General features: G+C 52.8%; 5 protein-coding genes. 4 read left to right on the forward strand and 1 reads right to left on the reverse strand.

The genetic code is table 11. The features are described from left to right. Nucleotides 1-272: 272 nt before the first annotated feature. The 4 genes from BN2106_RS03415 to BN2106_RS03430 all read left to right on the forward strand — a co-directional run bounded on the left by BN2106_RS03415 (nucleotide 273) and on the right by BN2106_RS03430 (nucleotide 10,192). Nucleotides 273-1,961 carry a hypothetical protein gene (locus BN2106_RS03415; RefSeq protein WP_050697174.1) on the forward strand — a complete coding sequence of 563 codons (1,689 nt, stop codon included), beginning with the start codon at nucleotides 273-275 and terminating at the stop codon, nucleotides 1,959-1,961. A 729-nt stretch (nucleotides 1,962-2,690) separates the two neighbouring features. Continuing rightward, the gene (locus BN2106_RS03420; protein WP_050697175.1) at nucleotides 2,691-8,228 is read left to right on the forward strand and encodes a glycoside hydrolase family 3 C-terminal domain-containing protein; all 5,538 of its coding nucleotides are present in this window, start codon (nucleotides 2,691-2,693) and stop codon (nucleotides 8,226-8,228) included. A gap of 830 nt (nucleotides 8,229-9,058) precedes the next feature. Further along, nucleotides 9,059-9,697: a dihydrofolate reductase family protein gene (locus BN2106_RS03425; RefSeq protein WP_456236311.1), complete on the forward strand. Its 639-nt coding sequence runs from the start codon at nucleotides 9,059-9,061 to the stop codon at nucleotides 9,695-9,697. A gap of 12 nt (nucleotides 9,698-9,709) precedes the next feature. Beyond that, nucleotides 9,710-10,192, forward strand: a complete 483-nt coding sequence (locus BN2106_RS03430; RefSeq protein WP_050697177.1) for a nucleotidyltransferase domain-containing protein — start codon at nucleotides 9,710-9,712, stop codon at nucleotides 10,190-10,192. A gap of 160 nt (nucleotides 10,193-10,352) precedes the next feature. Here BN2106_RS03430 and BN2106_RS03435 read toward each other — a convergent pair whose 3' ends face one another. After that, nucleotides 10,353-12,659, reverse strand: a complete 2,307-nt coding sequence (locus BN2106_RS03435) for a GH25 family lysozyme (RefSeq protein WP_050697178.1) — start codon at nucleotides 12,657-12,659, stop codon at nucleotides 10,353-10,355. Nucleotides 12,660-12,804 lie beyond the last annotated feature (145 nt).

Raw genomic sequence — 12,804 nt, forward strand, 5'->3', positions numbered from 1 at the left:
CTCCAGAAAATGGACCTGTGCATGTTCCATAAAAATGGTTCCGCCGGAATCCGCCGCCGGAACCTGGCCCTTGCCAATATTATACAAGGAAAGGCAGGTAAAAAAGTAGGGGAGGTTTTTTTGATTGCAGGGGGGTTCCTTTGGAAGAAAAGACAATTTGCGAATGATATGTAGAAAAAAATTAATGATAGTATCCATTTCGTAAATTTAGTTGACAAGAGGTTGCGGTACGAAGTATGATAAAAGCACCTTGATAAATGGAGCGAAAATGGATGAAAAAATGGAAAATTGGTGCGCTTTGCGCGATAGTATGCGTTTTGGTGATTTTGCTGGGCAGTGTGGTGGCATTTCTGGCGGTTGACCGGGGATATGGGATGGAATTTACCGTATCCGCACCACAGGACAGGCCTCACACGCTGGAGGTCTCCTTAAAGCTGCGCAGTTCTCTGCTCTCCAGGGACAGGCAGGTAGTGCTGTATACCGGCGGTAAGGAGATTACGCTGCGAACGGTGGGCGGCGGGGAAATACGCGAGGCCGAGGATACGCTGGAATGCGTATTGGGCCGCGGGAAGGAAATCCAATTGGTGTACGATGTGACGGTTGGCGCGGAGGGCAAGCATGGACGGCGCGGCGCGGTAACAGAAGACTATTGCGTGTTTGATGGCGGGCAGGCGCTGCTGCTGCCGATGGAGTTCTATGCGGACGGGTTCCCGGAGCAGGAGGCCGTCGTGAGCCGCCTCCGGGTTCAAATGGACCCGCGGGAAGGATGGACGGCGGTCCTTCCATTTGAAGAGCTGACGGACCTGACCTGGATGGACGCTTACAATATCAACAACAATTGTTTTGCCATGGGGCGGTTTGTATCGTGCGCGCTGCCGGGACAGGACACGGGAGTGCGCGTTTATCGGGTATCCGGGGAGGAAAATGAGCTATCCGGACAAACGCTGGAGGGAATTGCCGCGCTTGACGGCTATTATCAGGGGAAGTTTTCCAAACAGGACAGGCCGTATCAGGCGATTCTCCTGCCGGCCGGGGAAGGGGCGGTCATCGGCGGCGCGGGGGCCGGTTCCGTCTGTGCCACTTTTGATGAAACCAGCAAACGGGATTGGGAGCTGTTGAGCCACCGGATGTTTCACGCGTATTTTGACACCGCGTTTCCCACGCAGCGGTTCCATGCCGCGCCCCAGCTCTGGTTTTACGAGGGGCTGGCGACCTATTATGAGAATCAATCCGTGGCGGCGCTGCCGGAATCTGTGCGTACGGTGGCGGGCATCCAGCCGGAAACGCAGTTTGCCCCGCTGTTCAATCAGTACCTGTATATAAAGGTAAAGGACCCGGCACTGTTCTCGTTTGCACCGATGGATGAAGCGCGTATTTCCGAGTCCGAAGGGCGAAAGGAATTCCTGCATTATATCCAGGCGCCCCTGGTTGTCTGGTTGGTGGAATCACTTGCCGGGCAGGAGGACGCCATTTTGCGGGAGCTGACGGCCCAACGGGACCGCGGGGAAGTATTTGAAATGGAACCATTTCTGGTGCGGGTGCTCGGAAATCAGGCGGGCGGCGTTTACAACAACTATTTTCAGTCGGACGCGCTTCTGCCGCTTTGGAAACTCAAAGCGCCGGATAGGACGGAAGAACAGGTTCTGCAAGATTTGAACACGGTGGAGCAGATGCTTGCCAGTTGGATGACGCAGCAGCTGGGGCAGTATCCCTGCGACGTACTGGATTTGGAAACGGTGCGGCGGATCCAAAACAGGCCGGAGTTCCAGGATGCCGTTTTTGCCGATGCGGAGACGGAGACGCAGATAAAGGCGTATTCTCCGGCGATCTGGTCGCTTCTCAAGGAATACGCTCTGTGGGCACAGGTCTGCGGCGTGGAGTTTGACGAGCCCATGCTGCGCTATCACTTGCTGAGCGACAAAGAAAATCTTAAAAAATGGAAGAACTGGCTGGAAGGATAAAAGGGGCCTTTAGCCGGTCGAAAAAAAGGGGCCGTTGCAGTTTGTATTCTGCAACGGCCTCGAAAGTTTGCCCGACAGCACAAAAGGTCCGTGAAGGACTATATCACTCGTTCCCACTCGCTCTTCTCAGGAAAAAGACCTCCAGTCAGGACGCTCGCTTGAGGCTAAAGCCTCGCTCGACACTCTAAAATGACTATCGCCGCTTTTTAGAGACGTAGAAAGACATATGTAAAGAATTGCCACAAGGTGAAAACGGTCCTCGCCGTAGGCGCGTCCCGACCGGAGGTCCGCGAAAGACGTTGTACGTCCCGCTCCTTGCGAGGAGCGGCAAAGGGCTCTGCCCTTTGATCCCGCCGCTTTTCAGAAAAGCGGAAAAACGCATTCTGCTCTACGCCACAATCAGAATAAATACGGTTTTGCAACGTGCCCTTTTACTTTGTGCAAATCAAAGGGGATCAAAAACAGCTGCGTTATCCTAATAATCTGACAGAAAAGAATGATTGTGGCGTTTGGAAGTGAAAAATTTGGACGTTTTCTCGATACAATAAAAAAACTCTGTGCAATATAGATAAAGATATTGACAACTGTTGGAAGGAATGATTTAATATAGTTAGCATATAATTGGAAAAACTAGGAATCTGGCTAATTTAATTAGGCGGATTGAGAAGAAAGGAGGCCCGTATTTAAGCTTCGGATCGTTTAAATTGGATTTTGGAGAGGAGCGAAAAAATGAAAAAGAAATTGTCAGGAAACAAGTTCTGGAAGCGGTCTGTTGCCATTTTGTGCAGCGCCTGCTGTTTGGTTTCCGCTTTGCCGTTCGCATCGGTATCGGCAAAAGTACAGGTTGGTTTTGCCGACCTTTCCCGCCAGACAGCGGCGGAAGGCGCCGTCCTGCTCAAGAATGAAGGGCAGACGCTGCCTGTACAGGCGGACGAAAAAGTTTCTGTTTTCGGCCGTACACAGATCAACTACGTGAAGAGCGGCACCGGTTCCGGCGGTAAGGTAAACGTGGACCATGTGACGAACATTTTGGAAGGCTTCCGCAAGAACCCGAAGATCCATGTCAATGAGGAACTGGCGGCGATTTATGAAGATTGGATCGCAAAAAATCCGCCGGTCGGCGTCGGAGACTGGACCGAGCCCTGGAGCCAGGCGGAAATGCCTGTGACCGAAGAGCTGGTTGCGGACGCCGCCTCCAAGTCCGATAAGGCAATTGTTGTCCTGGGCCGCAACGCGGGCGAAAGCAAGGATGCCAGCAACACCAAGGGCAGCTTCCTTTTGACCGATATTGAAAAAGACATGATTAAAAAGGTCGCGGACCAGTTTGATCATGTGGCGGTGCTGCTGAATGTCGGCAATGTGATCGACATGAGCTGGGTAGATGAGCTTGGCGTCGAATCCGTCATGTATGTGTGGCATGGCGGTATGGAGGGCGGCAAGGCGGTCGCGGATGTCGTCAGCGGCGACGTACCGGCTTCCGGTAAGCTGAGCGATACCGTTGCAAAATCGTATGCGGATTACCCGTCCGCCAACAGCTTTGGCAACAATGCGTACAACAACTATACGGAAGACATTTATGTGGGTTACCGCTACTTTGAGACTTTTGCGCAGGACAAAGTGCTGTACCCCTTCGGCTTTGGCCTGACCTATACGGAGTTCACAGTGGATACGAAGTCCGTGGAGGAGAAGGACGGCAAAATCGAAGTCACGGTGGACGTAACGAATACCGGAGACTACAAGGGCAAACAGGTCGTGGAGGTCTATTACGGCGCGCCGCAGGGCAAGCTCGGCAAGGCCGTCAAATCGTTGGCCGGCTATGCAAAGACCGGCCTGCTGCAGCCCGGCGAATCCCAGGAGATGAAAATTTCCTACGATATCGACAGCATGGCTTCCTACGACGATGCGGGAAAGACCGGCCATAAATCCGCCTATGTGATGGAAGCGGGCAATTATCCCGTTTATGTGGGCACCTCCGTGCGCGACTGCGAAACGGTTTATACCTACGAGGAGCCGGAACTCCGCGTGACCGAGCAGCTGGAAGAAATCATGGCGGTGGAGCCGGACAAGGCGTTTGAGCGTTTGACCGCCTCCGAAGGCGAGAACGGCGAGATTGTCAAGGGCACAGAGACCGTTCCCACCCGCACGGTGGATGTGAAAGAGCGCATTCAGGAGCGCCTGCCCGAGGCAATCGAGATGACGGGCGATAAGGGTTACAAGCTTTTGGATGTGTACAACAACACAGTCACGATGGAGCAGTTTGTGGCACAGCTTCCGCTGGCGGACATCGCGTACCTGTGCCGCGGCGAAGGGATGAACAGCCCGAAGGTTACCCCGGGAACGGCTTCCGCGTTTGGCGGGCTTACCGCGAGCCTGAAGAGCTTCGGTATCCCGATCGGCTGCTGTGCGGACGGCCCGTCCGGCATCCGCATGGACGATGGAGAGCTTGCGACAGCAATGCCCATTGGTACGCTGCTGGCCTGCACCTGGAACACCGACCTGGTGGAAAAGCTGCATACCTTGTATGGGCAGGAACTGCTGCTCAACGAGGTCGATGTGACGTTGGGACCGGGCATGAATATCCACCGCAACCCGCTCTGCGGACGTAACTTTGAATACTTCTCCGAGGACCCGCTGCTCAGCGGTATGACCGGCGCGTCGGTCACCCGCGGCGTACAGAAGAGCGGCGCTGTGGTTTCGGCAAAACACTTTGTGGCCAATAACCAGGAACAGAACCGCAATAACAACGATTCCCGCGTATCGGAGCGCGCATTGCGTGAAATCTATCTCAAAGGCTATGAGATTCTGGTGCGCGACGCGAACCCCGGCACAATCATGACCTCCTACAACAAGATCAACGGCATCTGGGCTTCTTCCAACTATGACCTGTGCACCACTGCTCTGCGCAAGGAGTGGGGCTTTAAAAACATGGTCATGACCGATTGGTGGGCAAACCAGAATGAAGAGGGACTGCTCCGCCAGGAAGCCGCGATGGTTCGTGCGCAGAACGACGTTGCAATGCCGGTTGCAGATGAAGCTGACTCCATTGTCAACGCGGTCAACGCCGGCGTTCTGACGGTCGGCGAGGTGCAGCGCAGTGCCATTAACGTGCTGAACTGTCTGATTAAGTCCCCTAGCTTTGCGCGGATGTATAATCTGGACTACGAAAGCACCTATGAGCCGGGCGAGCGCTGGTTCAGCGTGGAGAAGAGCGAGCCGGGCGACCCGATGATTAGCAATCTGAAGATCGGCGGACGCAGCATCGCTGTTTTCAATCCGCTGGTGCTCGACTATGAGATTTATACCAAGCTGAGCGAAGGTGTGGAAATCCCGGAAATCACCGTGGAAGCGCCGGACGGCGTGGAGTTGAAGGTGGTCCAGGCAACACAGGAAAGCCCCATCGCGGTTATCTATGCCAGCGAGGGCATGGAAGAACGCATCTATAAAGTGATCTTTACCGACGAAGCCGGTTTACCGCCGGTATTCGACAATCCGATCTATGCCTATGCCGACGATATCCGGGTTAACGGCGAGTCCCTGCTGGACTTTGAATCCACGATCACCGCCTATTCCGTATTGGTGGAAGATCTGGAAGCCGTGCCGGAAATCACCGCGGACGTACCGGACGGCGTTTCCTACAGCGTTTCCTATGACGCGGCGGAGAAAATCGCGACCATCCGTTGCGAAAGCCCGGATCAGGCGATGGAATACACGGTCCGTATGTCTCAGGGACCGCGCAGCGACGAATTTGACGGACCGGAGCTGAACAGCTTCTGGACGTTGCACCGCCCGAATCCGGATACCTTTAAGATGGAAGACGGCGCGCTCTGCATCACCACAGAAGTGGGCGATCTCTATCAGACCAACGATAACCTGCGCAATTATGTAACGCAGTCCGCCGCAGGCAACTGGGATGCGTACACAAAGGTTACCTTTGATAAGAAACCCTACCGTGAATACCAGGAGATCGGCATGATCGCCATGCAGGATGAGAACAACTATCTTACCTTCCGCATGGAGTTTAACAATTCTACCAGCAGCCAGAGGCCCGGCGCGAATATGTTTATTTCGCAGGAAAGCTCCGGCACGCATACGCAGTTGGTGGCAAACGCAGACCTGGCAGACCTGTTCTCGGATGAGAATAACACCATGTACCTGAAGCTCTCCAAGCGCGGCAGCGTCTACACCGGTGCGGTCAGCGCGGACGGGGTGACCTATCACGATATGGGCGCGCGCGCAACCGCCAATTACACGGATCCGAAGATCGGCCTGCTGGCTTCCGACGGTTCCAAGGCGGGCGGCAACATCACTGCGAAGTTTGACTATCTCCGCTTCGACACCAGCATGGAAGCCAAGTACATCCAGGTTGGCAGCGAAGAAACAAAGGTCAAGGCCGCGGAAGAATACGCGAGCATTTCCTCCACGATGCGTGGTGAGAACTGCGGCGATACGGACGGCGGCCAGAATCTGGGCTACTGCGACAAGGGCGAATACGCTATCTATAACATTGAAATTCTGGAATCCGGCTACTACGATATCGCGGCACGCGTTTCCAGCGGTCAGGATGAGCTGGTACAGTCCTCCTTTGCCATGCAGATCAAGGGCAACACCATCGCTTCCTTTACCACAAGCGGAACCGGCGGCTGGCAGAAGTGGGTCACCAAGGAAGGCCCGCGCGTTTATCTGGAAGCCGGCAAGTATAAGATCAAGGTTCTGATGACGACCGGCGGCCTGAACCTTAACTGGTTTACCTTTACGCAGAACAACGGGCCGAAGGAAGAGCATGGACTCAACGTGAACTTCAACACGGCGGCGCAGTTGACAGTAAACGGCGAAGATACCCGTCTGGCGAACCTGATCGGCAAGTATCAGGCGTCCGTCATGGACGGTGACAGCTACACCCTGCACTTTGCTCCCAGAGTAGAGGGCAGAGAATTCTCCGCGATCGAGGTCAATGGCGAAGCGGTTGCCTTTGATAAAGACACCGATACGCTGGGTTACGACTATACCGGCAAGATGGGAATGCTGGATCAGGATATCAGCTTTGCCTTTATCGTCGTCAATAAGCAGGTTCTGTACACGGTTTTGGAGCAGGCGGCAGAGCTTGCGGAAGGACCGGAGTACGAGGCCGCGGTAGAGACGGTACAGAAGAAGTTTGATGCGGCCCTGAAAGCGGCGCAGGCCGTTGCGGGCGATAAGACCGCCAGCCAGGAAGCGATTGACAAAGCGTGGATCGATCTCATCGACGCATTCCACTATCTTAGCTTTGCGGCGGGCGATACCACAGAGCTGGAAAAATTGATCACCACAGCGGAAAACCTGACCGAAGAGGATTATACCTCCGAAAGCTGGGCCATTTTGGTTGAGAAGCTGGCCAATGCGAAGGACGTTGTTGCAGAGGACGAACCGCTTGCAGCCGATGTGGAAAATGCATACAACGGATTGCATGACGCAATTGAAAACCTCTCTTATAAGAACGACGGGAACGACCTGAGCGACCTGCTCGAGGCGATTGCACGCGCGGAGCTGATTGTTCCGGAACTGGAAGAGAAGTATTTGGAAATCGGTCAGGAAGAGTTCCTCACCGCTTTGGCGGAAGCCAAGGAAATCACCGCCGAGAATACGCCTGCGGAAATCAAAGCAGCAAAGGATAAACTGCTTGGTGCAATGTCCGCTTTGCGGCTCATCCCGGATAAAACCAAGTTGCAGGAAGACGTTGATTCGGCGCAGGCCATCGATACCAGCAAATATACAGCGGAGTCCGTCAAGGCGTTTGAAAAATCTTTGGCGAACGCCATCGCGGTTCTGAACAGTGATACAGCCGACCAGAAGGAAGTCGACGCGGCGGACGCGGAACTGACCGCATCCGTAAAGGCACTGGAGCTGAAGGATGTACCGAAGCCGAATAACAGCGGCAAGGGCAGCACCAGCAAAGTACAGGATAACAGCTACGGTTCCTCCGGTATCATTGGCGCGGCAGGCAATGTGCAGGCGGCAGCGGCGTATGTCCGTTCCGATACGACTGTGGACTTCCGGGTCAGAAGAGGCGCGGCATACTGCTTCAAGATGACGGTTGTCAACGGCGACGCGCTTACCCCAAGCTTTACAGTCGGCAACAAAGATGTTCTGAAAACACAGTTTGTGGCGAAGATCGGCAATGAGTATTACTTCCGCGTATGGGCGGTCGGCGCGCCGGGTACAAGTACAGGCGTGTACACCACCCTGCCGGGTGCTGCTGCTGTCAAGCACTGCACGGTAACCATTGGCTGATTAAAGATACCGTAGGTATGGACGACGCTGCACATCTCGTCAAATACTGCACAGTAGAGAAACTTTTAGCTGATGCGGACGTTTCAGACGATTTGTATTTGCAGTTGAAACAATGCATTTAAATCTCTTTATTCTCCGGTTGTCCGGTTGCGGAAATATCCGCAGCAGAACGATAGCAAGAGAATATGCGTACAATTTGTAGAAAGCAGATTTTATAATACAAATTGTATCGAAAACCGTTAAAAATACCGTCCGTCGCAATTGCGGCGGACGGTATTTTGTTTGTGCGTTTGGAATGCCGGATATTACCATGGGCGGGTTTAGGGGTCCTATGTTATAATAACCTCACGCCGTAAACGAAAGCGAAGCTTCCGACGGCTGGGAGAACATTGAATTGTTCCAGCTGGGATGAAGAGTTTCGCGAAGATGATATAACGAAGTCAAGCGTGAGAAAGGAACAATTGAATAACCTCACGCCGTAAACGGAAGCGAAAATAGAATCCTGTTAGCGAAGATAAAAAAAGAATCATGGTCTTAAAAGAGACCTGCTTTAAGTCGGGTATGATAAGATTAGGAAAAACATTGGAGGGCTGCAAAATGCTGGAAAACGGGAAAGAGACCTGTTCCTGCAAATGGAAAAACTGTCCACGCTACGGTGATTGCATGGCGTGCATGGAGCATCACCAGACAAAGAAAAAGGGTGTGCCTTACTGTAAACGGCGAAAGAAGAAGCCTTCCCCCGAAACGGAAGTGAAATAAAAGTAGCGAATTTATCTGGAAATAGTACGCTGCGATGAAGATTTGAAGTTGACGAACAGAAAAATGCGGGTATGATTTATCTCTGGGCGTCAGGAAAGCAAGGAGGTCCTATGAGAAACGTTGTTTTATATATTGCCATGAGTTTGGACGGATATATTGCCGATACCAAGGGAGGCGTCGCCTGGCTTAAAGGGGACGGCTCAGACCCAAAGAATGAGGGAAGCTATCCTGCATTCTATGATTCAATCGACACGGTAATTCTGGGTTACAAGACCTACCACCAAATTGCCACGGAGCTGTCGCCGGACCGGTGGATTTACAGTGATAAGAAAAGCTATGTGCTGACGCACAGAAACCTGCCTTCTACGGAGAAAATTGTTTTTACAAAAAAGGAACCGGCGGAGCTTTTGTCAAAGCTAAGAAACAACGGCGGCGGGAATATCTGGATTTGCGGCGGTGCAGAGATTGTTAACCAACTTTTGGAATCTGACCAGATAGACCGGTACTGTGTTTCCATTATCCCGACGATTCTTGGGAATGGCATTTCACTTTTTCACAAACACAGCGCAGAATATAAGCTGCGGTTGCTCTCTACCCGGCAGTATGATGGGATTGTCGACCTGGTTTACGAGCGTAGAATTCTTTCATCGTGGTTGACATGCCTTCAGATGGTCCGCTGGAATGAAAGGCAATTGCAAATGTATGAATGAAAGGGAACCCCTATGCAGGAAAGTACAAGCAAGGAAAATTTATTTGAAATTGTTGAACTGTTGGGCCACTTGAACATCCAATATTGGATTGACGGTGGTTGGGGAGTCGATCTGCTGCTTGGAAAGCAGAGCCGTATACACAGGGATGTCGATGTAGATTATGACAGTCTTCATACGAAACGCCTGTTGAATGCGTTAAAAGAAAAAGGTTATGCAATCACAACCGATTGGAGCCCGACGCGGATAGAACTGTTTCACCCGGCGTTGGGCTATATCGATATCCATCCTTTGGTAATCTGCGAGGACGGCAGCGCAAAGCAGGCCGGTTTGCACGGCGACTGGTACGAATTTCAGTCAGAATGGTTTACCAGCACGGTGTTTGAGGGAAGGGAGATCCCCTGCATTTCCGCGCAAGCACAGAAGCTGTTTCACAGCGGGTATGAGTTGCGGGAGGTTGACCGCATTGATTTAAAAAATCTGGAAACACTTCTGTGATTGATAACAGATCGTATACCGCCTTTCAAATGGACAGATACACCATTTGAAAGGCAGTTTTATGTTTGACTGGTCTGGCTGGACAGCGTCCATGAATGAAAGGATATAAATAGAGCGCATTGCTTTTCATCAGCAATGCGCTCTATGTTTTTGTTGTGGTTTATGCCACCGTAACGGTGCAGTATTTTACCGGCTGCTGGCCGGGCAATGTCGCATAGACACCGGTGCTTCCTTTAGAAATACCCTTGACCGTGAGCAGGTAAGAACCGTTGCGCAGGGTTAAACCGGCAGTCGCTAAGACATTGCCGTTGCCGGTTGTAAACTGCGGGGTTCCAATGTTTCCCTTGGGCGTAAACAGGAAGGTATACAGGTTTCCTGTTTTAATGGTAAACGGCGCGGTGGTATCGCAGACGAAACCCGAGGACGACGGCGTACCAGTGGAAGCCGATTTGTTGCCGGTCGCCTGGAAACTGCACGCAGAACCGTCCGCCGCAGTGGTGGTAATCAATGCAGTGCCCTGTCCCACATTGTTAATTTGGAAGATGTAACCATCGGAATCCTTTTTGCCGAACTGGACGGAAACGACCGCCGGGTTGGAGGAAACCGCTGTGGGTGCTGTGGCACTGTTGGTATATACCTTATAATAATACGCGCTGTTGGAACCAAAAGTATAGGGGGACGTGGTATCGCAGCGCAGCGCGGCCGGCGTACTGGAAGCGGATTTGTTTCCAGTGGCCTGGAAGCTGCACGCGGAACCGTCCGCCGCAGTGGTAGTAATCACCGCAGTACCCTGTCCCACATTGTTGATCTGGAAGATGTAACCGTCGGAATCCTTCTTGCCGAACTGAACGGAAACGACCGCCGGGTTGGAGGAAACCGCTGTAGGCGCAGTGGCGCTGTTGGTGTATACCTTATAATAATACGCGCTGTTGGAACCAAAGGTATAGGGGGACGTGGTATCACAGCGCAGCGCGGCCGGCGTACTGGAAGCGGATTTGTTTCCAGTGGCCTGGAAGCTGCAGGAAGAACCGTCTGCCGCGGTGGTGGTAATCACCGCCGACCCTTGTCCCACATTGTTGATCTGGAAGATATAGCCGTCGGAATCCTTCTTGCCGAATTGGACGGAAACGACCGCCGGGTTGGAAGAAACCGCCGTGGGTGCTGTAGAGCTGGTCGTGTAAACCTTATAGTAGTATGCGCTGTTGGAACCAAATACATAGGGAGAGTTGGTGTCGCAGCGCAATGTCGTGGCAGTACTCTTTGTGCCGGTAACCGGGAAGCTGACGGATGCCCCGTCCGCCGCGGTGGTGGTAATCACCGCCGACCCCTGTCCCACATTGTTGATCTGAAAAATGTAACCGTCGCTGACCTTCTTGCCGAACGTAACCGTCACAACAGACGGGTCGGAAGATGCCGCGGTGGGAACGGTATTGCTGGTAGTAAACACTTTGTAATAATACACATCGCTGTTACTAAAAGTATAGGATGCTGTGTCACATTTCAGCGAAGGCGTGCTCGGGGTACTGGGATCGACCGGTGTTCCAGATTTGGAATAATCCTTAAAAGAATAGTTCAGGTCGACATTGCCATCCACTCCGGGCAGCGTTCCATACGCATACTGCCAGATGGTGTAGGCCTTGTCAAAATTGGGAACATCCTTGCCCCAGCTTGCCACCCAACGGTCATACTTGTCCAACCGTGGGCTTGCAAGATTGGAATTAAAAATGCTGACGGAACTGTAAATACCGGTGCGGTAACCTGCCTCTTCCATCCGGGTGCAAAAGGCCTCCACTACGTCGGCCATCAGTTCCTTGTCCATGGTGCGGTGTACCGTATCCTCAATATCGTAAAAAACAGGGTAATCCAGACTGCGTCCGTTGAGAATGCTCAGGCAGAAATTGGCTTCCGCAATCGCGTCTTCCACATTTTCCGCATAACTGTAGTGATAAACGCCGACCTTGATGCCGTTTCGTGTTGCACCGTCGTAGTTTGTTGCGAAATACGCGTCGGTCTGTACCTCCGGCGCGGTTTTGCCATAGCCGGTGCGGATCAGCGCAAAATCGGTGCCCTGTGCGGCGATGGTACTCCAGTCCACGGTTTTCTGCCAGGCGGATACATCGATGCCCTTGAGGATTACGTGGACATAACAGGTGACGCTTTGCCCGGAACTGTTGGTGGCGGTGACCGCCGTGGTGCCGAGTTGTTTGCCCGTGACCATGCCGTTGCTGACGGAGGCAATGCTGGGGTTGCTGACCGACCATGTGGCGTTCATGATCGGCAAGCCGTACTCATACGCGGTAATCATAGCGCTTTCCCCGATCTTGACCGCCAGGGAAGTATTGTCAATGGTAAAGGTATTACTGGCCGCATAGGTGGCAGGCGTATCGCTGGCGTCATCTGCGAAGGCGACCGCGCCGCCGCAGAATACAAGCGTCAGGACCAGCAGCAGGGAGATCAGTCGTTTCAATATTTATCCTCCGGATATGCGGATACGCCACAAAAATATGCCAGTAGAGCTGCTGTGAGTACAAACCAGAGTGCCTTGATTACTTTTTTCATTACTTAATCCTCCTTCTGTCCGCACATAAGCCGGGCCGCATCCGGTATGATGG

The sequence above is a fragment of the Anaeromassilibacillus senegalensis genome (assembly GCF_001261775.1).
GTDB lineage: Bacteria > Bacillota > Clostridia > Oscillospirales > Acutalibacteraceae > Anaeromassilibacillus > Anaeromassilibacillus senegalensis.

Bases quoted from the DNA above. Each gene is read 5' to 3' on its own strand.
- BN2106_RS03415 (WP_050697174.1), top strand. From the start codon at position 273: ATGAAAAAATGGAAAATTGGTGCGCTTTGCGCGATAGTATGCGTTTTG.
- BN2106_RS03420 (WP_050697175.1), top strand. From the start codon at position 2,691: ATGAAAAAGAAATTGTCAGGAAACAAGTTCTGGAAGCGGTCTGTTGCC.
- BN2106_RS03425 (WP_456236311.1), top strand. From the start codon at position 9,059: ATGATTTATCTCTGGGCGTCAGGAAAGCAAGGAGGTCCTATGAGAAAC.
- BN2106_RS03430 (WP_050697177.1), top strand. From the start codon at position 9,710: ATGCAGGAAAGTACAAGCAAGGAAAATTTATTTGAAATTGTTGAACTG.